This is a genomic window from Pseudomonas sp. ACM7, from assembly GCF_004136015.1.
Classification (GTDB): domain Bacteria; phylum Pseudomonadota; class Gammaproteobacteria; order Pseudomonadales; family Pseudomonadaceae; genus Aquipseudomonas; species Aquipseudomonas frigoris.
The window spans coordinates 5,983,549-6,003,793 of the sequence record NZ_CP024866.1 but is presented as its reverse complement, the minus strand read 5'-3'; the positions used below and the strand labels follow the sequence as shown (position 1 = coordinate 6,003,793).

Below are 20,245 nucleotides of genomic sequence, written 5' to 3'. Positions count from 1 at the left end.
GCTGCGATCGGCGGGTAATCGCCGGTCGTTGGATTGAGGAAAAACAGTACGGTCAGTGGAAGGCTCGGGGGCGGTACATATTGCTTGAGCCGAACAGACTGTCGAGACTTGACAGGAAGCCGGTAGAACAGCGCTTAATCGACAACTGTTTTGGGTTGCCCTGCAACCTCGCTTCACCCTGTTGCCCGTACTCAATAATAAAACTGGAGCTTCAGATGACCGCAACGCCCGAAGTGGCCGTCAGTTCGAACACTCAAACGCTCGATTTCGACGCGCTCGTTCTTTTGCTTGAGCAGATTTTTCAGCGCCATGGCACCTCCGCCGAGGTGGCCAGGATACTGGCCCTCAACTGCGCCGGCGCAGAACGCGATGGCGCCCATAGCCATGGCGTGTTCCGCATTCCCGGTTACGTGTCGACGCTCCAGAGCGGCTGGGTCAATGGCCAGGCCGTGCCGGTGGTCGAGGACGTGGCTTCGGGCTTTGTCCGGGTCGACGCCGGTAATGGTTTCGCCCAACCGGCCCTCGCCGCAGCACGCGGTTTGTTGGTGGAAAAAGCCCGGAGTGCCGGCATTGCGGTGCTGGCGATTCGTAACTCCCACCATTTCGCAGCCTTGTGGCCGGATGTCGAGCCCTTTGCCTATGAAGGGCTGGTGGCGCTGAGCGTGGTCAACAGCATGACCTGCGTGGTGCCGCACGGTGCCGATCGTCCGCTGTTCGGGACCAACCCGATTGCTTTTGCCGCCCCTCGGGCTGACGGCGATCCGATTGTCTTCGACCTGGCGACCAGCGCCATTGCCCATGGCGATGTGCAGATCGCCGCACGCAAGGGTGAGCGTCTGCCGCCAGGCATGGGGGTGGACGGTCTCGGCCAGCCGACCCAGGACCCGAAAGCGATTCTTGAGGGTGGCGCATTGCTGCCGTTTGGCGGGCATAAAGGTTCGGCGCTGTCGATGATGGTGGAACTGTTGGCGGCGGCGTTGACCGGTGGCAATTTTTCCTTCGAGTTCGATTGGTCGAATCATCCGGGCGCCAAGACACCGTGGACTGGCCAACTGTTGATCGTGATCGACCCGAGCAAGGCGGCCGGGCAGAGTTTTGCCGAGCGCAGTCAGGAACTGGTCCGGCAGATGCACGGTGTGGGGCTCAAGCGTTTGCCAGGTGATCGACGTCACCAACAACGGGCCAAGTCCAGCACCGAAGGCATCCGGCTCGATACTCAGACGTTGGCGAGTTTGCGGGAATTGGCCGGACTCTGAGTCCTGCATAAAACCCGGGCAAGAAAAAGGCGAGCTCGTTGCTTAATGCCGGTCAGTTAAGCAATTTCAGCTGCGACGCACTTCCTTGTAGCAGCTGCCGAAGGCTGCGTTCGGCTGCGCAGCAGTCGTGAAATCAGACGATGCGGTGTTTCAGGAAGACCGCAAACCCAGGTTTTACGACTGCTGCGCAGACGAACGCAGGCTTCGCCAGCTGCTACGGATTGTGTCGTTTCTTAACTGATTGGCATTAAGCTCAATGCTCGCCTTTTTGCTTTTGTACCTAAAGCAGAACCGCTTAACGCCGGCCCAGCAACAACCCGACTACCAGGCCGAAACCGGCAGAGATCGCCACGGTTTGCCACGGATGACCACCGATGTAGGTTTCAGTGGCTTCGACCGCAGGTTTGGTCCGGTCTCGAACGCTGGTGACGGAGTCCCGAGCCTGCTGAAGTTTCTGGGCGATCTGCCCACGAAGTGTGTCCGCTTCCTCACCCACCAGTGAGGCACTGCTCTTGAGCAGCTTTTCCGACTCTTCGATCAGAGCCTGAAGTTCGCTGAAGGCTTGATCCTTGATCTGGTCTTCGGCGACTTGTGCGGCGGTTTTTCGGGCCATTGAGGTACTCCTTGCAGATAAATGGACAGTGAACAATGGAGTCTGTCGTCAGCGAAAAAGTTGCAGTGGATTTTCGCGTTGACCCAACCCTGAGGAAAAATCCTGAGTCGGACATTTCTTCCTACAGTGTAAGATGGCGCCTATTTTACGCAGCAGGTAACTCCCATGAGCTTCAATCTGGCCGACAAACCCCTTGCCGAGCGCGCTGCGCTTGAAGATGAGAAATCCCGTCTGTTCGATCTCTGGCAAAGCAACCTGGGCAAGTCCAAGGGCGAGGCCGCGCGGTTGTTCGGTGAACGCGCCAAGCGCAAAGGCAAATGGGCGGAGTGGGTCCGTGCCGAGCTTGACGGCATGTCGCCCCCGGAATTCGCGAACATGGTGCGCAGCGAGATTAATCGTCTGATGGCTGCCAAGTAACCTGAACCCGACACACATCTCTGTAGGAGCTGCCGAAGGCTGCGATCTTTTGATCTTGTTTTAAAAAAGCAAAATCAAAAGATCGCAGCCTGCGGCAGCTCCTACGCGCTCGCAAAACTCGCGACAATCGCTTCCCGTACTTTCAGCACCACCGGATCGAGCTGTGTACTGGTGCGCCAGCCCAGTTCGATCGGGTAACGCGGCAACGCCAAAGGGCAGGGCAGCAGTGCCAGCCCGCTGAGCGCTGCAATGCTTTGGGCCGCATGGGCCGGAATGGTCGCCACGGCCTGACTGCCCTTGAGCAAGTGCGGCAACGCGGCAAAGTGTGTGGTCGAAGCGCATACCCGCCGAGTCAACCCCAGCGCCGCCAGCCCCTCATCGGTGATCCCGATAAAGCCGCCCGACGACACCAGAATGTGCTCGCGGTCGACGAACTCATCAAGGCTGAGGGTTTGCTGTCCCTCGGCCAGGCTGAGCGGGTCCACCAAACACAGATAACCGCCTTCTCCCAACACCTGACGGCTGAGCAAGCGCTCGGCAAACCCACCGGCGGTGATCGCCAGATCAATGCTGCGTTCCATCAACGCCTGGGCGACGATCTGGCTATGGGTCTGACGAAAGATCAACCGCAGCTTCGGCGCGACGCGGGCGATTTCTTCGATCAGCCGGCGCCCATAAGCGATCTCGAAATCATCTGACATCCCCACGGTCACCGAGCGCCCGTCGTAATGGTGGGCGGCCGGATCGACCATCGCCAGGCTCTGCCGGCATTTGTTCAGGGCATCGCTGACCACCGGTTTCAACTGGTTGGCCTTGAGTGTGGGCGCGAGTCCTCGACCGGTGCGCACGAACAACTGATCGCCATACACCTCGCGCAACCTTCGCAGTGCGGCGCTGACGGCTGATTGCGTCACGCCCAGACGCAACGCGGCCCGGCTGGCGCTGGACTCTTCATGCAGCGCTTCGAAGACTTTCAGCAGGTTGAGATCGACGGTGGCGATATTCATTTGGTTCATATCATTCAGCAGTGAATGGGGCTTTATTCATGATCCCGTGGCGCCTGAGAATGAGCAACACCTCATTGCTTTCGGAGTTACTGCGATGCCCAAGTCAATCGTTGCTGCACTGCAAATCGGCTCTTTACCCGGCGGCAAAGCCGAGACCCTGGAACAGATCCTTGCCTGGGAAAACGCGATTATCGAATCCGGCGCTGCGCTGGTGGTCATGCCGGAAGCGTTGCTCGGCGGTTACCCCAAAGGCGAGGGCTTTGGTACTCAGCTGGGTTATCGACTGCCGGAAGGGCGTGAAGCCTTTGCCCGGTATTTCGCCAATGCGATCGACGTGCCCGGCGCGGAAACCGAAGCATTGGCCGGGTTGTCTGCGCGCACCGGCGCCAACCTGGTGATCGGTGTCATCGAACGCGCCGGCAGCACCTTGTACTGCACCGCGTTGTATTTCGATCCGCAGGCCGGGCTGGTCGCCAAGCACCGCAAACTGATGCCCACCGGCACCGAGCGGTTGATTTGGGGCAAAGGCGATGGCTCGACGCTGCCGGTGATCGACAGTCAGATCGGGCGGATCGGTGCGGTGATTTGCTGGGAAAACATGATGCCGTTGCTGCGCACCGCGATGTACGCCAAAGGCGTGGAAGTCTGGTGCGCGCCAACGGTGGATGAGCGGGAAATGTGGCAGGTCAGCATGCGCCATATCGCCCATGAAGGACGCTGCTTTGTGGTCAGCGCCTGTCAGGTTCAGGATTCACCGCAAGCCTTGGGCGTGGAGATCGCCAACTGGCCGGCGGACCGGCCATTGATTGCCGGTGGCAGCGTGATCGTCGGGCCGATGGGCGATATTCTGGCAGGACCTCTGCGTGACAGCGCCGGTTTGCTCACCGCAGAAATCGACACCGATGATCTGGTCCGTGCCCGTTACGACTTCGACGTGGTGGGGCACTACGCGCGCCCGGACGTCTTCGAATTGACAGTAGATGAGCGCGCCAAACCGGGTGTTAGCTTCACCGCATAACCCCCTGTGGGAGCGGGCTTGCTCGCGAAGGGGCCATAACATTCAACATCTATGCTGGATGTGCCGGCCTCTTCGCGAGCAAGTCGGATCGCCGCACCGCCGCTCCCACATTTGATTTGTGACGTTCACACCTGTTGTGTTCATGAATAGAGTTCGGTGTAGAGCGTGAAGGTGGCTTCCATGTTCTTTGTCGCTCCTTGAATCGAACTTACCAGGTGCCGGTCGTCGACGTTGGCAGGCTGAGTTTTCCACTGTCCACGAAACGCATCGTGCCGAACAAGCCGCCCGCGAGTTTGCCGCGCAGGACGTAGGGCAGGTTGTCGAGGGTTTGGGTTTTGCTCAGGCCCAGGGTCTGGCGCAGCACGGAGAACGCCGAAACACTTACCGGAACGGTCAGCACGGTTTCGGAAAAGCGTGCAATCGAACCCGATTGATCGCTGACACCGGAGGCGAGTGGCTGGCCATTGACCTCCAGGTCCAGGGCCACGCCGTTGTAGTCAATCGCGGCTTCATTGGGATTTTGCACGCGTATTTTCACGGCAAAGCGTACTTCCATGTCCTGGCTTTGCAGCGGCTCGAAGCCGACCACGTTGATGTTCAGCGGGTCGCGATTGGGGAACAGGGCACAGGCGCTCAGGGAGAGCAAAAGCAGGGAAAGGATAACGGCGTGGACACTGCGCATAAACGTGCTCTCTTAAAGAAAAGGCCGAACCGCCAGTGGCTCGGCCTCGAGCATTTTCTAGCGGTTCAAGGGTGCGACAGCGGCAGGCGAGACGGGTTCACCCTTGGCCGGGACATCCGGGTTTTCCATGACCCGCAGGATCGAGGCTTCCGGATCGAAATCGTCCTCCTCCAGCTCAATGAACTCTTCGGGCAGGAAGATATTCAGCACGATAGCGCACAACGCGCCGACGGTGATCGGCGATTCGAAGATGTTGTGCAGCGCCTTCGGCAACTCGCGCAGCACTTCCGGAACCGCCGCAACACCCAGGCCCATGCCGAGGGAAATCGACACGATCAGCATGTTGCGCCGGTGCAGGCCGGCTTCGGCGAGGATCTTGATCCCGGCGACGGCGACGGTGCCGAACATCACCAGTTCAGCGCCACCGAGTACCGGTTTGGGCATCAGCTGCAGCACCGCGCCGATCATCGGGAACAACCCCAGCACCACCAACAAACCGGCAATGAAGAACGCCACGTAACGGCTGGCCACGCCGGTGAGCTGAATCACGCCGTTGTTCTGGGCGAAGGTCACCATCGGCATGCTGTTGAACACTGCGGCCATGGCCGAGTTGAGGCCGTCGGCGAGCAGACCGGACTTGATCCGGCGGATGTAGATCGGGCCTTTGACGGGCTGCCGGGAAATCATCGAGTTGGCGGTCAAGTCACCGGCGGCTTCCAGCGGCGAGACGAGGAAAATCACCGCCACTGGCGCAAACGCCACCCAATCGAAGTTAAAGCCGTACTTGAACGGCACCGGTACGCTCATCAGCGGTACGTCGGGCAGGCTGGTGAAGTTGACGTCACCCATCAGCCAGGCCACGACATAGCCGAAGGTCAGGCCGATGACGATCGCACCGAGGCGCAGGAACGGCACATCGACCCGGTTCAACAGCACAATCGTTCCGAGCACCAGGGCCGCCAGGGCCAGATGACTGGCCGCGCCGAGATCCGCCGCACCGAAGCCGCCAGCGATGTCGGTCATGGCAACCTTGATCAGCGACAGGCCCATCAGCGTGATGATCGTGCCGGTCACCACCGGGGTGATCAGCATCCGCAATTTGCCGATGAACTGGCTCAACACGACTTCGATGAAGGCGGCGAAAAAGCACACACCGAAGATCGTCGACAGGATTTCATCGGTGCCGCCACCCCGGGCCTTGACCATGAAACCGGCACTGAGAATCACGCTGATGAATGAGAAGCTGGTGCCCTGCAGACACAGCAGGCCGGAACCGATCGGGCCGAAACGTCGTGCCTGAACAAACGTGCCCAGCCCCGAGACGAACAGCGCCATGCTGATCAGGTACGGCACTTCGCTTTGCAGGCCGAGGGCGCCCCCCATGATCAGGGTCGGGGTGATGATGCCGACGAAACTGGCGAGTACGTGTTGCAGGGCAGCGAAGACGGTGGCGGTCAGATGCGGGCGATCGTCGAGGCCGTAAATCAGGTCGTTATTGCGCGGGGCAGGGGCTTTTTCAGAGGCGGTCATGGTGGTGTGCATGCCAGAAGGCGGGCCGGGTCAAAAAATGGAGGCGCAGGATGCCAGAACGGTCGGGCCACGGCAAAAAAACGACCGAAGCAAGATCAAAAGATCGCAGCCTTCGGCAGCTCCTACGCCAATCTCATGTAGGAGTTGCCGAAGGCTGCGATCTTTTGACCTTCAGGCAAACGCCGCCAACAAATCCTCTTCAAAGGCTTTTTGCGCATCCCCCGGCACCTGGGCGCGATGGCGGGCCAGATGGAATGCCACGTCGAAACTCATATCGCCACGACGCACGGCGCGCAGCAATTCCTTGTCTTCCCAGCTCCGGGCAAAGTGTTCGGGCAAATAACCGACATGCTTGCCGGAGAGAATGAAGGCGAGGGTGCCTTCGACTTGCTCCGAGCGCGCCGAACACATCTTCCCCTGGAAGGGCTCGTCGCTGCGCAGGAAACGGTAAGGGTGATCGACCCGATCACAAGCCTGTAGCGCTAGATCATCAGGCGCATCGTCGGTGAACAGCGGATGGCCGGGGGCGCAATACAGGTGCTGGGTTTCGGTAAACAGTTCGCGGTAGTCAAAAGCGCTTTGCACTTGTGAGAAATAGCCGATCGCCAGGTCCAGTCGTTGTTGCAGCAGCAACCGTTCCATTTCGCCGGGCATGGCGCTGATCAACTCGATACGTACCGACTCGTCCCGTTCACGAAAGCGCCGGATCGCATCGGCCACCCGTTGCAGCACGGATTGATCGAGTGCTTCGGACAGCCCCAGACGAACCTCGCCGATCAAACGCCCGGCCACACCATTGGATTGGTGGCGGAAGGCTTCGATGGACTCGAACAGGCTACGAGTCGCGTTGAGCAGTTGTTCACCCTTGGGCGTGATCTTGAAACCACCCTTGCCGCGACTGCACAGGCGATAGCCGAGTCGGGTTTCCAGTTTGGCCATTTGCTGGCTGATGCTCGACTGGCTCAAGCCCAACTCACCCTGAGCCGCGCTGAAACCGCCGCACTCCACCACGTTGACGAACAGGCGCAACAGTTGCAGATCGAGATCATGGAGTTGGCCGAGCATCAAACATTACTCCGGGATAAAGTCAGGATAACAAACTTGATATTTCACCAATGTATCCGACGACGCATTCTGCATCCACTTCCTCTGGTCAGGTGTTCGTCATGGCTCCCACCTTCAAACTGTGTTTCCCCGCGCTGTTTCTCGCCATGGCCGTATCGGCTCAAGCCGAGGAAAAAGTCGTCAATCTCTACAGTTGGGCCGATTACGTAGCGCCGGAAACCTTGCAGCGGTTCGAGCAGGAAACCGGCATTCACGTACGTTACGACACGTTCGACGCGCCGGAAGTGCTCGAAACCAAACTGCTCACCGGTGGCAGCGGCTATGACGTGGTAGTGCCATCGTCCAGCGTGCTGGCCCGTGGCTTGGCGGCCGGTGCGCTGAAGGCCATTCCTCACGAAGGCCTGAAGGGCTACGCCAACCTTGATCCGGATCTGTTGGAAAAACTCGCCGCGGTCGACCCGGGCAATCTCTACGGTGTCCCCTATACCTGGGGCACGCTGGGGCTTGGGATGAATGTCGAAGCGGTGCAGAAACGCTTGCCGAACGTGCCGCTCAACAGCCTGGACCTGCTGTTCAAACCGGAGTACGCCAGCAAACTGAAGGACTGCGGCATCGCGATCATTGACTCGCCGCAGGAGGTGATCGGTCTGGCGTTGCACTATCTGGGTAAAGATCCCTACAGCACAGACAAGAACGACCTGGACGCGGCGCAAGCGTTGCTGCATCAGTTGCAGCCTAACGTGTTGTACATCGCCAGTGGCCGACAGATCAATGATCTGGCCAACGGCAGTGTCTGTCTGGCCCTGGCCTATAACGGTGACGCGAGCATGGCCGCCGATCAGGCGCGCAAGGCCAACAAACCCTATGAAATCGCCTACCGGATTCCCAAGGAAGGCACGATCGTGTGGCAGGACAACCTGGCGATCCCCAAGGACGCGCCCCATCCCGAAGCCGCACGCCAGTTCATTGAATTCATGTTGCGTCCGGAGTCCGTCGCAGCACTGACCAACACCTTGTTCTTTGCCACCGCCAACCAGGCCGCCACGCCGCTGGTGGATGAGGCCGTGCGCACCGACCCGGACATTTACCCACCCGCCGACGTGCGTGACCGGCTGTACGCCGACCGCAGCATGAGCCTCAAGGACATGCGTCAACGCACTCGCTTGTGGACCACTTTCCGTAGCCGCCAATAATAAGGAACCTGAGATGGACGTCCCGATGCAAAACGATCAGGCCATGACCCGCGACAGCCTCTATGGCACCGCCGCCGAAAGTACCTACGCCGGTATCACCAGTTTCATGCGTCGTCGCTACAGTCGCGACTTGCGCGGCGTTGACGTAGCGGTCAGCGGTGTCCCGTTCGACACTGCCACCAGCAACCGTCCCGGTGCGCGTTTCGGACCACGCGGCATTCGTGCCGCGTCCACCGGGATTGCCTGGGAACGTCACTGGCCGTGGGCCTTCGACCCGTTCGACCATCTGGCGGTCATCGACTACGGCGATTGCGACTTCGATTACGGCACACCGCATTCGGTGCCGGAAAGCATCGAAGCCCATGCCGAACACATACTCAACGCCGGTAGCGCGATGCTGACGTTCGGCGGGGATCACTTCATCACGTATCCGCTGCTCAAGGCCCATGCGCGTAAACATGGTCCACTGTCGTTGATCCACTTCGACGCCCACAGTGACACCTGGCCGGACGAAGACGGCAAGCGCGTCGATCACGGCACGATGTTCTGGCACGCGGCCAAGGAAGGGTTGGTGGATCCGTCGCGTTCGGTGCAGATCGGCTTGCGCACCACCAATGATGATCACCAGGGTTTCCAGGTGCTGGATGCGCGACAAGTGCATCGACGTGGTGTTGATGCGATTGTCGAGGCCATTCGGGCGCGGGTCGGTGATAACCCGGTGTACCTGACGTTCGACATTGATTGCCTCGATCCTGCTTTCGCTCCAGGCACCGGAACGCCGGTGTGCGGCGGCTTGAGCACGGTGCAGGCGCTGGAAATCCTGGGTGGCTTGCGCGGGATTAATCTGGTGGGAATGGACGTCGTGGAAGTGGCGCCGGCCTACGACAGTGCGGACATTACCTCACTGGCGGCGGCGACGTTGGCGATGGAAATGCTGTGTTTGTATGCAGCTAAACATAAGGTCGACCGGTAACACACAAGAAAAATGTGGGAGCGGGCTTGCTCGCGAAGTGGACATAACATTCAACATTTAAGCTGAATGTCAGTCCGCTTTCGCGAGCAAGCCCGCTTGTGTCTTGCGCAGGGGCCATCAAAGCCAGCACAACTTCAGGCCCGACGGGTCTCCAGAAGGTCCGCCGCACACAACGCAATCCGCTGGCACGCATCCGCCAGCTTCAGCTGATCCACCACCAACCCCAGTCGAATATGCCCCGCCGCGCCCAGTTCCGCGGCAACGGCCGTCAAGGCGCTTTCCCGTTCGCAAGAGAAAGGCCGACCATCGGCGTCATCGCTACTGCCACTTTCTGACAGGGTCCTCTGCTAAGCTCCGACAACTTTTACGGACAGAGCCTGCTGATCGTGTCGCGTACCACTCGTTTACTGACCTTGTTGCAAGTGCTGCGTGGCAAAAGTCGTCCAGTGACCGCGGCAACACTTGCTGGCGAATTGGAGATTTCCGAGCGTACGCTGTACCGCGACATCGCCGAACTCACCGCCCTTGGCGCGCCAATCTACGGCGAAGCGGGGATCGGCTACGTGCTGCGCAGCGGTTTGTTTCTGCCGCCGTTGATGCTTAACGCCGATGAAACCGAAGCCATCGTGCTGGGGTTGCGCTATGTGGATCAGCGCGGCGATGAGGTGTTGAGCAAGGCTGCGGCAGATGCGTTGGCCAAGATTGCCGCGGTATTGGCGCCTGAAGCGCTGGACGCGTTACGCAACCCGACGGTGTTGCCGGGGCCGCCCGGCTATGGCTTTGCGCCCAACGTCGTGCCACTGAATGTGTTCCGCCAGGCCATCCGCGATCAGGCCAAGCTGCACATCGATTACGCGGACGCCAACCAGGTGCCGAGTCAGCGGTTGATCTGGCCGCTGGCCCTGGGGTTTCTAAACGAGGTGCGAATCATCGTCGCCTGGTGTGAATTGCGCAGCGCCTATCGCACCTTTCGCACTGACCGGATCTCGGCGGCGAACGAGCAGGGCGAGCGTTATCCGGGGCGACGCAGCGACCTGTTGCGCACCTGGCGCAAGCAGATGCAACTGGATGAAGCAGGGCGCTTCACTCCTGACAAGAACTGACACAGGCTTGTTTTAGCATGGCTCCAGAATCAACAAACAAGGAGCCGTAACCATGTCCAATCCCGCCTCTCCACTGGCACCCGCCATCGCCGCCTATATCGCTGCGGCCAATGCTCGCGACACCTCGCGGGTCGCCAGTTTTTTCGCTGAGGATGCCAATGTGTTCGATGAAGGCCAGCACCAGGTCGGCACTCACGCCATCGCGCAATGGATGCAAGACACCGCCCAGCGTTACCAGCCACGGGTCGAAGTACTCGACGTGCAACTGCGCACCGGCAAAGTGCTGGTGCATAACCTGATCTCCGGAACGTTTCCCGGCAGCCCGCTGGAATTGCGCTACATGTTTCGCCTGAATGAACAGGGCAAGATCGCCCGGCTAGACATCTCTCTCTAACCAGACCGCGTGGCATACTGCCGCGCATGAATGTCGACTCCCCCTTTAGCGCCTGGCAACACGCCATCGAACAGAAGGGCTTCGTCCAGGACGAAGCCCAGGAACATGCCGTGTGGGCGCTGCAGAAATGCTACGAGGCGCTGCATGAAGGGCGTACGCCGATCACTGGCGTGTACCTCTGGGGCCCGGTCGGGCGCGGCAAAACCTGGTTGATGGACCAGTTTTACCAAAGCCTGAAGGTCCCGGCCCGTCGCCAACACTTTCACCACTTTATGGGCTGGGTCCATCAGCGTTCGTTTCAACTGACCGGCACCGCCGACCCGTTGAAGGCGCTGGCTCGCGAACTGAGCGAGGAAGTGCGGGTCCTGTGCTTTGACGAATTGTTCGTTAACGACATCGGCGACGCGATCATTCTCGGGCGTTTGTTTCAGGTGATGTTCGAGCAGGGCGTGGTGGTGGTCTGCACCTCCAATCAGCCACCGGACCAGCTGTACGCCGATGGTTTCAATCGCGACCGGTTCGTGCCCGCCATCGAGGCCATCAAGAAACATATGCAGGTGATTGCGGTGGATGGCGGCGAAGATCATCGCCTGCACCCCGGCAAAGGTTTGCAACGTTACTGGGTGGCGGCACCGGGGCAACCCAGCGCTCTGGGAGAAGTGTTCAAGGCATTGACCGTCGGCCAGTTGGTGTCCAGTGACCCAATCAAGGTGGGCTACCGCCCACTCAATGTCGTGCAGGCCAGCCCAGCCGTACTCTGGACTCGTTACGCCGATCTCTGTGAACAGCCTTTTGCCGCCATGGATTTCATCGCCCTGTGCGATACCTTCAGCGCTATTCTGTTGAGTGACGTGCCCAACCTTAGCGCGCAAAAGCGCGAAGGGCGCATCGCCCGAGGCACTGAAGACGGCGTCGAACGGGTGGTGGCGGGTGATCGCGAGCTGCCGCAATTGTCGGTGCATGACGACGGTGTACGGCGTTTCATTGCCCTGGTGGACGAGTGCTACGACCGCAAGGTGCCGCTGTGCCTCGAAGCGCAGGTGCCCATGGAATCGTTGTACACCGAGGGATATCTGGAGTTTCCGTTCCGCCGCACCCTCAGCCGTTTACAGGAAATGCAGCTGCAACGTTTCGCCGAAGCTTGAACAAGGAGCCGCGAACATGAATCAGCCTTTGTCGCACCATCTTCTGACCATGGCCTATCAAAACGCTTGGGCCAATCATCGACTCGCCAAGGCCTGGAGCCAGTTGAGCCCGGCCGATCTGGCGGCACGGCGGGTCAGCTTCTTTCCCAGTCTGCGCGCGACCCTCAATCACATCCTGACCTGCGACTGGTTTTACGTGGATGCGCTGGAGCGGGAGTTGCGCGGCGACGATCCGCATCCCGACTGCTACGTGTTTTTCAATCAGGACGAGCCGTTTACGCAAGCGGTACACCTCAAGCGCGAACAAGCGCTGGTGGACCGTCGACTGATCGCCTACTGCGAGCAAATGCGCGACGCCGACCTCGGCAAGATCGTGACCATCGCCCGGGACACGCCGCAACATGAGAGCCGCGTACGCATGCTCTCCCATCTGTTCGAGCACCAGATTCATCATCGCGGGCAGGTTCACGCCATGCTCAGCGGTACCTCGGTCAAACCACCGCAACTGGACGAGTTTTTCTGTGCTGGTGAGTCAGGCCTGAGGGCTGAGGATTTTGCCGAGCTGGGGTGGACCGAGGCGCTGATCTGGGGCGCTTGAGCGAAAAATTACAGCAGGATCGGGTTGTCGACACGGCTGTGCCCGCGATATTGTCGGTCGGCCCTTCAGTGCGAGATGCACTGGGGCAACTTAATGTGTGAACGAGGGTGGAAATGGAATCCGCAGAAATTCTTGTACTTCAGGCCAGCTATACCAATCCAGTGCATGCCGAGGCTATTGGACTGGTGCTGAATGCTTACGCCGAAGACCCGATGGGTGGCGGCCACTCGTTGCCCGCCGACTTGTTGAAGCAACTGCCGGCGGAACTGGCCAAACGTCCCCACGCGTTCAGCGTTCTGGCCTTTGTCGGTGGCGAGCCGGCCGGACTGGTCAATTGCTTTGAAGGTTTCTCGACCTTCGCCTGTCGGCCGTTGGTCAATGTGCACGATGTGGTGGTGGTGAAGAAGTTTCGCGGCTTGGGGTTGAGCCAGAAGATGCTGCAAAAGGTCGAGGACATCGCTCGCCAGCGCGGTTGCTGCAAAATCACACTGGAGGTGCTGGAAGGTAATGCTGTCGCCCAGGCTTCCTATGGCAAGTTCGGTTTTGCTGCAGGCATGTTCGACCCGGCGCACGGTCGGATGCTGTTCTGGACCAAGGCGCTTTAAGGTATTACGAGCAAACAAAAAGGGCGTCCATCAGGACGCCCTTTGTCGTTACGGTTTGTAGTGCTCTGTCACTTGCGCAGTTTGATCATCCGGAACCCTGATTTCAGCGGTGTTGCTGGCGTTACTTTGATTCGCCTCTTGGCTGAGCCGCAGGCTCTCAAAGTAGTACCGCATGCGTTCAGCGCCACCTTCGGCGAATGCAGCTGTTGAACTGAACATCATCAGGCCGGCGAGGATCATGGTTGTACGTTTCATGGTGTGCCCCACTACGAGTTGTCGGGTCCTTTCTTCCATGAAGCAATGTCGAAGGGACATTATCCGCCGATTCCGTTAAATGGGAATTACCTGCGTCTAGAGCTTCCAGTCCAGGCTCAGGGTCACCGTGCGCGGGTCACCCCAAAACACACCGTTATAGAACCCGACGTTGTCGTAATACTTCTTGTCGAACAGGTTATCGACGTTCAGCGAGGCGGACAGGTGCTTGTCGAACTCATAACGCGACATCAGTTTGACCACCGTGTAAGCCTCCTGCCGGATGTTGGTCCTTTCGGTGATCACCGCACCATCGGTATTACGTCCCACCGGGCGACTGGCGGCGCGGGACACATCGCTCTGCCAGTTCACCGCGCCACCCACCGTCAGTGCCTGCCAATCGCCGGGCAGGCGATAGGCCGTGGAGAGCCGGAACATATTCAGCGGCTGGTTGGTATTGGCGCGTTTCTTCTCGCCATTGGCCGAGTGGGTGTAGGTGTAGCCGGCCGTTATATTCCAGCCGGCCATGACCTCGCCAGAGACCTCGACTTCGAAACCCTGAACCTTGTTGCCTTTGCCGCCTGACTTGAAGAACTCCTCGCCGGTCACCGGGTCCGGCGGTACCGAGTCGTCGCGTTCGGCAACGTTGTCCTGCTTGCTCCAGAACAACGCGGTGGCGAGGTTCAGACGTTCTTCAAGCAGGCTGCCCTTGAGGCCCAGTTCATAGTTGCTGCCCACCACTGGCTTGAGGTATTTGCGATGGCTGTCGCGGTTGTCTTGCGGGTTGAAGATGTCGGTGTAGCTGATGTACGCCGTGTATTCGGGGGTGAGGTCGTAGAGCAGCCCGGCGTAGGGCGTCCACATGTCGTTGTGTTCCTGACGGGTAGCATCGACGCTGCTCAACTGCAGGTTGTCGTCGTAGCTGTTGGTCGTGCTCGAGGCTTTCCAACTGCCATAACGACTGCCGAGCACCGCGTGCAGGTCATCCGTCAGGCTCAGGCGAGTGGCCAGATAGCCAGCCTTCTGGCGGGTATTGTTTTTGAACCTGAAAGGTGGGTGACGGTGTCGGGATACTTGGCGATGCCGCCCATGTACTTCCAGTCGGGGATGTTCAAGTAACCCGACGGCTGTGCGCCCTCAACCAGGTAGGGACTTTCTTCGCGGCGTTCGGCCTCGCCATACCCGAACATCATTTCGTGTTCCCGACCGAACAGCGAGTAGGGGCCTGCCACGTTAAAGTCGTAAGCCTTCATTTTCTGCGTCCCGAGCATATGGCCCAAGTAGGCGCTCATGCCACTGCGGTCCTCATTCGGGAAGCCGCCACCGCCGTAATACAACTTGCCGTCCGTATCGCTTTCGCGGTGCGTGTAGGCTGCTTTGAAGTGCCAGCCGGCGCCCAGTTGTTGGTCCAGAGTGGCGAACGCTGTCTTGTCCTTTAACGGCCAGGAACTCCAGGACGTGGCCATGTTGGTGGAGCGTCCCAGGTTCGCTTTGCCTCCGTCAGCGTTCCAATAGGGCGTGGTGCCATAGGAGGAGCCCTGGACGTGTTTGTTCTGATAGTCGTAACCCACCGCCAATACGGTGTCATCGGTCAAATCGGCTTCAAGAATCCCGTAGCCGACTTCACGTTGTTGCTGGTACTTGTCGCGGAACGAATGGCTGTCGCGATAGGCCAGCACGCTGCGTCCGCGCACGCGTCCGTCGAAAGCCATTGGGCCTCCGACATCCAGATAACTGTAGTAGTCGTCATAACTACCACCGCTGGCCCCGGTTTGGACTTCCCACTGCGACGTCGGCCGTTTACGCACCATGTTGATGGTGGCCGAAGGGTCTCCGGCGCCAGTGGTCAGGCCGGTTGCTCCGCGAACCACTTCGATGCGGTCGTAGATGATGGTGTCCGAGTCGGACTTCATGTAGCTGAAGGTGTTCAGCATGCCATCGACCTGGAAATTTCTGATCGTGTAACCCCGGGACGAATAACTGACCCGATCCGAATCGTTGTGCTGAACCACCACGCCGGTGGTCTGGCCCATGGCTTCGGAAAGCGTACCGAGTTTGAAATCGTCCATTTGCTGACGCGTGACCACGGACACCGATTGCGGTGTTTCCTTGATCGACAGGTTCAAGCGCGTCGCAGTGCTCATGGCGCCGGTGGTGTATGACTCGGTGTTTTCGGTGGTGCTGCCCAAGCCTTGGGCGGTGACATTGGTGGCGCCCAGTTCGAGGGGGCGGCCAGGCTCTTTGTCAGGGCCGGTTTCAGCCAGCAAGTCGGGGCACAGGGCGGCACTGCACAGGCCCAGGGTAAAAGTCATGGAACGGGTGATAGGCGCGAACATCGCAGCCGACTCCTTGTCTTCGAAGAAAAAATTCCGTTTGTTAAAAGACGAAGGGGAGAGGCGGGATTTAGCTCTAAACGAGAATAGTTATTATCTTTGGGGGGGGTGTCTGACAGAGCAGTCGCGCAATGGCGTAGGGAAAGGGGGATGGCAGGTCGGAAACAGCACTGGGCTGCTTCCGAATCAAGCGAGGGGATCAGGCGTGAGGCACACGGTGAGTGACGGGCAAAGGCTGGGCCTGATTGCTTTGTGTCAACAAGCGCAAATGCGCGAGCTCCTGCTTCAACTGGTCGCGCTCGTCTTTCAACTGGCGCAATTCATCGCGACGGATCGTGACGTAAAGGGTTTGTGCTGGCAGTGCTGCGTGTACTGTGCCCATTGCTCACCTCGCAAATGGCTGTCTCAACTGTAAATCCGCCCCGACATCGGTGCTTATTTACTATCGGCTGCGATTTTGATTTCTTTTGCCCCGGAAGGGAACTTTTTTATTTTTTATGGTCGTTGTGTCTTCGGCGCGATTACCGACGTTATCAATCTGGATCGGGCACAATGCCCGGAAACTATGTGCCCCAACGCTGGACTAAGTCGAATGAGTCGCGTTGGGCTATAACCTTTGACACACATTATTTGTAGTAGGGAGCATCAGCACATGCAACTCGGGATTATTGGACTGGGCCGCATGGGCGGTAATATTGCGCGGCGCCTGATGCTTAACGGTCATACCACCGTTGTTTACGATCGCAATACCGCCTTTGTCGACACCCTGGCCGCAGAAGGCGCCTCTGGCGTCATCGACCTGCCGGCGCTGGTCGCTGGCCTGGCCAAGCCACGTGCGGTGTGGGTCATGCTGCCGGCCGGCGCACCGACCGAAGACACCATCGACACCCTGAGCACCTTGCTCGAAGCTGGCGATACCATCATCGACGGCGGCAACACCTTCTATAAGGACGACATCCGCCGGGCGAAAACCCTTTCGGAAAAAGGCCTGCACTACGTCGACGTCGGTACCTCCGGCGGCGTCTGGGGCCTGGAGCGGGGCTACTGCATGATGATCGGTGGCGAAGCCGAGGTGGTTAAACGCCTTGATCCGCTGTTCGAAAGCCTTGCACCGGGCCTGGGCGACATTCCTCGGACCAAGGACCGCAAGTCCGAAGACGATCGTGCCGAACGCGGTTACATCCACGCAGGCCCGGCCGGTTCGGGCCATTTCGTGAAAATGATCCACAACGGCATTGAATACGGAATGATGCAGGCCTTCGCTGAAGGCTTCGACATCCTCAAGACCAAGGCCAGCACCAACCTGCCGGAAGATCAGCGTTTTGACCTTAACGTCGGCGACATCGCCGAAGTCTGGCGTCGTGGCAGCGTCGTGTCGTCCTGGTTGCTCGACCTGACCGCCGACGCGCTGGCCAGCGATCCGAAACTCGACGGTTACACAGGTGAAGTGGCTGACAGCGGTGAAGGTCGCTGGACCATCGAAGCCGCCATGGAGCAATCGGTTCCCGTACCGGTGCTGTCGAACTCGCTGTTCTCCCGCTACCGTTCGCGCGGGCAAGGCACCTTTGGCGACAAGATTCTCTCGGCCCAGCGCTTCGGCTTCGGCGGCCACGTGGAGACTTCGAAAAAATGACCCGTTTGATCCGCAATAAATCCAAGGCAGAACCCGCACCACCGACCACGCTGTTCCTGTTCGGTGCCCATGGTGATCTGGTCAAGCGTCTGCTGATGCCGGCGCTGTACAACCTGAGTCGTGACGGTCTGCTTGGGGATGGACTGCGGATCATCGGCGTCGACCACAACGCCATCACCGATGAAGCCTTTGCGAAAAAACTCGAAGACTTCATTCGAGCCGAAGTGGCCACCAAGGTCGGCAAGGGCGATCAGGCCCTTGACCCGGACTTGTGGGCCAAGCTGGCCAAAGGCATCAGCTACGTCCAGGGTGACTTCCTGGACGACAGCACCTATCAAGCCCTGGCGGCGAAAATCGCCGCCAGCGGCACCGGCAACGCCGTCTTCTACCTGGCCACCGCGCCACGTTTCTTCAGCGAGGTGGTGCGTCGTCTCGGCGCCGCCGGCTTGCTGCAAGAGTCGCCAGAAGCGTTCAGAAGGGTGGTGATCGAAAAACCCTTCGGTTCCGATCTGCATACTGCCGAAGCCTTGAACGCTTGCTTGCTCAAGGTGATGACGGAAAACCAGATCTACCGGATCGATCACTATCTGGGCAAGGAAACCGTGCAGAACATTTTGATCAGCCGGTTTTCCAACAGCCTGTTTGAAGCGTTCTGGAACAATCACTACATCGACCACGTACAAATCACCGCCGCCGAAACCGTTGGCGTGGAAACCCGTGGCAGTTTTTATGAACACACCGGCGCCTTGCGGGACATGGTGCCCAATCACCTGTTCCAATTGCTGGCGATGGTCGCAATGGAGCCGCCGGCCGCTTTTGGCGCCGATGCGGTACGCGGCGAGAAAGCCAAGGTGGTCGGTGCGATTCGCCCCTGGTCGGTCGAGGAAGCACTGGCCAACTCGGTGCGCGGCCAATACGCGCCCGGCGAAATCGATGGCAAGCCGTTGCCGGGTTATCGCCAGGAAAACAACGTGGCGCCCGACAGCAATACCGAAACCTACGTCGCGCTGAAAGTCATGATCGACAACTGGCGCTGGGTCGGCGTGCCGTTTTACTTGCGCACCGGCAAGCGCATGAGCGTGCGCGACACCGAGATTGTCATTTGCTTCAAACCGGCGCCGTATGCGCAGTTCCGCGATACCGAGGTCGATGAGCTGCAACCGACCTATCTGCGAATTCAGATTCAGCCTAACGAAGGCATGTGGTTCGATCTGCTGGCCAAACGGCCCGGGCCGGCCTTGAAAATGGCCAATATCGAACTGGGCTTTGCCTACAAGGATTTCTTTGAAATGCAGCCGTCCACCGGCTATGAAACCCTGATCTACGATTGCCTGACCGGCGATCAGACGCTGTTTCAGCGCGCCGACAACATCGAGAACGGCTGGCGCGCCGTACAGCCTTTCCTTGATGCCTGGCAGCAGGACGTGAGCGTGCAGAGCTATGCCGCTGGCGAAGACGGCCCGCAGGCTGCGGAAGATCTGCTGACTCGCGACGGTCGCGTCTGGCACGGTCTCGGATGAGTGATACCACGTCGCAACCCATCCGTTTTCTGCTCAGTGATATGGACGGCACCTTGTTGCTGCCTGATCACAGTCTCAGCCAACGCACCATAGAAGCGGTCCGTTCCTTGCGCGAGGCGGGCGTGTTGTTCAGCCTGGCCACCGGCCGTCCACCCAAAGCCATGTTGCAGCAGATTGAAGCCCTGGGCGTCGACCTGCCGACGGCAGCCTTCAATGGCGGCACCATCGTCAATCCGGACGGCAGTTTGCTGGTCGCGCATTACTTGCCGGCAACGGCGGCGCTGACGGCATTGGCGCTGTTTGCCGACCGGCCGGACATCGAAATCTGGGTGTTCAGTGGTGGCGACTGGTTGCTGAAAGATCCGAACGGCCCAATGGTGCCTCGTGAACAGCACGGCCTGGGTTATCCGCCAGTGGTGGTCGAGAGTTTTGAGCCGTACCTGGAACGCATCGACAAGATCGTCGCCACCAGCAACAACACGCAGTTGTTGATTGAGCTGGAAGCGCTCCTGCTGCCCAAAGTGGAAGGCCAGGCACAGGTCTCCCGTTCACAGCCGATTTATCTGGACGTGACCGCGATGCAAGCCAACAAGGGTGCAGCGCTGGCGACACTGGCCGAATTTCTCGGTGTGCCGCTGGAGCAGACCGCGGCGCTGGGCGATGGCGGCAACGACCCGGCGATGTTTCACCGCGCAGGCTTGTCGATTGCCATGGGGCAGTCGGAAGAGGCAGTGAAGCGCCAGGCGGACGTGGTGACGGGCGCCAATACCGAGGACGGTGCGGCCCAGGCGATCGAGCGCTACATTCTCCCTCGATAACCACACAAAACCCCTGTGGGAGCGGGCTTGCTCGCGAAGAGGCCGTGTCAGGCAACGTTAATGTTGAATGACACACCGCTTTCGCGAGCA

At 59.4% G+C, this 20,245-nt stretch carries 21 protein-coding genes and 1 pseudogene; 13 read left to right on the top strand and 9 right to left on the bottom strand.

What is annotated here, in order from left to right; all coding sequences use genetic code 11:
• The first annotated feature begins 215 nt into the window (after positions 1–215).
• Complete coding sequence (locus CUN63_RS28495) at positions 216–1,256, top strand: Ldh family oxidoreductase (protein WP_129444403.1); 1,041 nt, start codon at positions 216–218, stop codon at positions 1,254–1,256.
• A gap of 295 nt (positions 1,257–1,551) precedes the next feature.
• Here the strand turns inward: CUN63_RS28495 and CUN63_RS28490 are convergent, their stop codons facing one another.
• Entirely contained in the window at positions 1,552–1,869 is a 318-nt protein-coding gene (locus CUN63_RS28490) for a YqjD family protein (RefSeq protein ID WP_123364977.1), read from the bottom strand.
• 165 nt (positions 1,870–2,034) lie between these two features.
• Between CUN63_RS28490 and CUN63_RS28485 the strand changes: the two genes are divergently transcribed.
• The gene (locus CUN63_RS28485; protein WP_129444401.1) at positions 2,035–2,286 is read left to right on the top strand and encodes a hypothetical protein; all 252 of its coding nucleotides are present in this window, start codon (positions 2,035–2,037) and stop codon (positions 2,284–2,286) included.
• A gap of 101 nt (positions 2,287–2,387) precedes the next feature.
• Here CUN63_RS28485 and CUN63_RS28475 read toward each other — a convergent pair whose 3' ends face one another.
• Positions 2,388–3,302, bottom strand: coding sequence for a LysR family transcriptional regulator (locus CUN63_RS28475; protein WP_129444399.1), 915 nt, complete (start codon positions 3,300–3,302; stop codon positions 2,388–2,390).
• An 85-nt stretch (positions 3,303–3,387) separates the two neighbouring features.
• Here CUN63_RS28475 and CUN63_RS28470 point away from each other — a divergent pair, with 85 nt between their 5' ends.
• On the top strand, positions 3,388–4,311 hold the full coding sequence (locus tag CUN63_RS28470) for a carbon-nitrogen hydrolase family protein (RefSeq protein ID WP_129444397.1): 924 nt from the start codon (positions 3,388–3,390) through the stop codon (positions 4,309–4,311).
• A gap of 208 nt (positions 4,312–4,519) precedes the next feature.
• On the opposite strand, the gene CUN63_RS28465 is transcribed toward CUN63_RS28470, so the two are convergent.
• The 3 genes from CUN63_RS28465 to CUN63_RS28455 form a co-directional block, all read right to left on the bottom strand.
• Positions 4,520–4,993 carry an LEA type 2 family protein gene (locus CUN63_RS28465; protein ID WP_129444395.1) on the bottom strand — a complete coding sequence of 158 codons (474 nt, stop codon included), beginning with the start codon at positions 4,991–4,993 and terminating at the stop codon, positions 4,520–4,522.
• A 57-nt stretch (positions 4,994–5,050) separates the two neighbouring features.
• The gene (locus CUN63_RS28460) at positions 5,051–6,523 is read right to left on the bottom strand and encodes a nucleobase:cation symporter-2 family protein (RefSeq protein WP_129444393.1); all 1,473 of its coding nucleotides are present in this window, start codon (positions 6,521–6,523) and stop codon (positions 5,051–5,053) included.
• A 171-nt stretch (positions 6,524–6,694) separates the two neighbouring features.
• On the bottom strand, positions 6,695–7,588 hold the full coding sequence (locus CUN63_RS28455) for a LysR family transcriptional regulator (RefSeq protein ID WP_129444391.1): 894 nt from the start codon (positions 7,586–7,588) through the stop codon (positions 6,695–6,697).
• 101 nt (positions 7,589–7,689) lie between these two features.
• On the opposite strand from CUN63_RS28455, the gene CUN63_RS28450 reads away from it, so the two are divergent.
• Positions 7,690–8,781, top strand: coding sequence for a polyamine ABC transporter substrate-binding protein (locus CUN63_RS28450; protein ID WP_129444389.1), 1,092 nt, complete (start codon positions 7,690–7,692; stop codon positions 8,779–8,781).
• A 13-nt stretch (positions 8,782–8,794) separates the two neighbouring features.
• The gene (gene speB, locus CUN63_RS28445) at positions 8,795–9,754 is read left to right on the top strand and encodes an agmatinase (RefSeq protein WP_129444387.1); all 960 of its coding nucleotides are present in this window, start codon (positions 8,795–8,797) and stop codon (positions 9,752–9,754) included.
• A gap of 134 nt (positions 9,755–9,888) precedes the next feature.
• Here speB and CUN63_RS31795 read toward each other — a convergent pair whose 3' ends face one another.
• A complete protein-coding gene (locus CUN63_RS31795; protein WP_165353213.1) occupies positions 9,889–10,026 on the bottom strand; it encodes a hypothetical protein in 138 nt (45 codons plus the stop codon).
• A gap of 114 nt (positions 10,027–10,140) precedes the next feature.
• On the opposite strand from CUN63_RS31795, the gene CUN63_RS28440 reads away from it, so the two are divergent.
• The 5 genes from CUN63_RS28440 (at position 10,141) to CUN63_RS28420 (ending at position 13,599) form a co-directional block, all read left to right on the top strand.
• Positions 10,141–10,857 carry a YafY family protein gene (locus tag CUN63_RS28440; protein WP_129444385.1) on the top strand — a complete coding sequence of 239 codons (717 nt, stop codon included), beginning with the start codon at positions 10,141–10,143 and terminating at the stop codon, positions 10,855–10,857.
• 52 nt (positions 10,858–10,909) lie between these two features.
• Complete coding sequence (locus CUN63_RS28435; protein WP_056739979.1) at positions 10,910–11,251, top strand: nuclear transport factor 2 family protein; 342 nt, start codon at positions 10,910–10,912, stop codon at positions 11,249–11,251.
• 26 nt (positions 11,252–11,277) lie between these two features.
• Positions 11,278–12,396, top strand: a complete 1,119-nt coding sequence (gene zapE, locus CUN63_RS28430; protein ID WP_129444383.1) for a cell division protein ZapE — start codon at positions 11,278–11,280, stop codon at positions 12,394–12,396.
• A 16-nt stretch (positions 12,397–12,412) separates the two neighbouring features.
• Complete coding sequence (locus CUN63_RS28425) at positions 12,413–12,994, top strand: DinB family protein (protein ID WP_129444381.1); 582 nt, start codon at positions 12,413–12,415, stop codon at positions 12,992–12,994.
• A gap of 113 nt (positions 12,995–13,107) precedes the next feature.
• The gene (locus CUN63_RS28420) at positions 13,108–13,599 is read left to right on the top strand and encodes a GNAT family N-acetyltransferase (RefSeq protein ID WP_129444379.1); all 492 of its coding nucleotides are present in this window, start codon (positions 13,108–13,110) and stop codon (positions 13,597–13,599) included.
• Between the two features lie 48 nt (positions 13,600–13,647).
• Here the strand turns inward: CUN63_RS28420 and CUN63_RS28415 are convergent, their stop codons facing one another.
• The 3 genes and pseudogenes from CUN63_RS28415 to CUN63_RS28405 form a co-directional block, all read right to left on the bottom strand.
• Positions 13,648–13,854, bottom strand: a complete 207-nt coding sequence (locus tag CUN63_RS28415) for a hypothetical protein (RefSeq protein WP_046054123.1) — start codon at positions 13,852–13,854, stop codon at positions 13,648–13,650.
• A 96-nt stretch (positions 13,855–13,950) separates the two neighbouring features.
• Positions 13,951–16,187, bottom strand: a pseudogene (locus tag CUN63_RS28410) (TonB-dependent siderophore receptor).
• A gap of 196 nt (positions 16,188–16,383) precedes the next feature.
• The gene (locus CUN63_RS28405) at positions 16,384–16,566 is read right to left on the bottom strand and encodes a DUF6026 family protein (RefSeq protein WP_129444377.1); all 183 of its coding nucleotides are present in this window, start codon (positions 16,564–16,566) and stop codon (positions 16,384–16,386) included.
• 270 nt (positions 16,567–16,836) lie between these two features.
• Here CUN63_RS28405 and gnd point away from each other — a divergent pair, with 270 nt between their 5' ends.
• The 3 genes from gnd to CUN63_RS28390 are packed head-to-tail and all read left to right on the top strand — an operon-like array spanning position 16,837 to position 20,155.
• The gene (gene gnd, locus CUN63_RS28400; RefSeq protein WP_129444375.1) at positions 16,837–17,817 is read left to right on the top strand and encodes a phosphogluconate dehydrogenase (NAD(+)-dependent, decarboxylating); all 981 of its coding nucleotides are present in this window, start codon (positions 16,837–16,839) and stop codon (positions 17,815–17,817) included.
• Positions 17,814–19,337, top strand: coding sequence for a glucose-6-phosphate dehydrogenase (gene zwf / locus CUN63_RS28395; RefSeq protein ID WP_129444373.1), 1,524 nt, complete (start codon positions 17,814–17,816; stop codon positions 19,335–19,337). Before gnd ends, zwf begins: the two co-directional genes overlap by 4 nt.
• Entirely contained in the window at positions 19,334–20,155 is an 822-nt protein-coding gene (locus tag CUN63_RS28390) for an HAD family hydrolase (RefSeq protein ID WP_111450047.1), read from the top strand. Before zwf ends, CUN63_RS28390 begins: the two co-directional genes overlap by 4 nt.
• Positions 20,156–20,245: the final 90 nt, after the last annotated feature.

Bases quoted from the DNA above. Each gene is read 5' to 3' on its own strand.
- CUN63_RS28455 (WP_129444391.1), bottom strand. From the start codon at position 7,588: ATGCTCGGCCAACTCCATGATCTCGATCTGCAACTGTTGCGCCTGTTC.
- CUN63_RS28450 (WP_129444389.1), top strand. From the start codon at position 7,690: ATGGCTCCCACCTTCAAACTGTGTTTCCCCGCGCTGTTTCTCGCCATG.
- gnd (WP_129444375.1), top strand. From the start codon at position 16,837: ATGCAACTCGGGATTATTGGACTGGGCCGCATGGGCGGTAATATTGCG.
- CUN63_RS28495 (WP_129444403.1), top strand. From the start codon at position 216: ATGACCGCAACGCCCGAAGTGGCCGTCAGTTCGAACACTCAAACGCTC.
- CUN63_RS28425 (WP_129444381.1), top strand. From the start codon at position 12,413: ATGAATCAGCCTTTGTCGCACCATCTTCTGACCATGGCCTATCAAAAC.
- CUN63_RS28420 (WP_129444379.1), top strand. From the start codon at position 13,108: ATGGAATCCGCAGAAATTCTTGTACTTCAGGCCAGCTATACCAATCCA.
- CUN63_RS28405 (WP_129444377.1), bottom strand. From the start codon at position 16,566: ATGGGCACAGTACACGCAGCACTGCCAGCACAAACCCTTTACGTCACG.
- CUN63_RS28460 (WP_129444393.1), bottom strand. From the start codon at position 6,523: ATGACCGCCTCTGAAAAAGCCCCTGCCCCGCGCAATAACGACCTGATT.
- CUN63_RS28415 (WP_046054123.1), bottom strand. From the start codon at position 13,854: ATGAAACGTACAACCATGATCCTCGCCGGCCTGATGATGTTCAGTTCA.
- CUN63_RS28490 (WP_123364977.1), bottom strand. From the start codon at position 1,869: ATGGCCCGAAAAACCGCCGCACAAGTCGCCGAAGACCAGATCAAGGAT.
- CUN63_RS28485 (WP_129444401.1), top strand. From the start codon at position 2,035: ATGAGCTTCAATCTGGCCGACAAACCCCTTGCCGAGCGCGCTGCGCTT.
- CUN63_RS28470 (WP_129444397.1), top strand. From the start codon at position 3,388: ATGCCCAAGTCAATCGTTGCTGCACTGCAAATCGGCTCTTTACCCGGC.
- zwf (WP_129444373.1), top strand. From the start codon at position 17,814: ATGACCCGTTTGATCCGCAATAAATCCAAGGCAGAACCCGCACCACCG.
- zapE (WP_129444383.1), top strand. From the start codon at position 11,278: ATGAATGTCGACTCCCCCTTTAGCGCCTGGCAACACGCCATCGAACAG.
- speB (WP_129444387.1), top strand. From the start codon at position 8,795: ATGGACGTCCCGATGCAAAACGATCAGGCCATGACCCGCGACAGCCTC.
- CUN63_RS28435 (WP_056739979.1), top strand. From the start codon at position 10,910: ATGTCCAATCCCGCCTCTCCACTGGCACCCGCCATCGCCGCCTATATC.
- CUN63_RS28475 (WP_129444399.1), bottom strand. From the start codon at position 3,302: ATGAACCAAATGAATATCGCCACCGTCGATCTCAACCTGCTGAAAGTC.
- CUN63_RS28465 (WP_129444395.1), bottom strand. From the start codon at position 4,993: ATGCGCAGTGTCCACGCCGTTATCCTTTCCCTGCTTTTGCTCTCCCTG.
- CUN63_RS28390 (WP_111450047.1), top strand. From the start codon at position 19,334: ATGAGTGATACCACGTCGCAACCCATCCGTTTTCTGCTCAGTGATATG.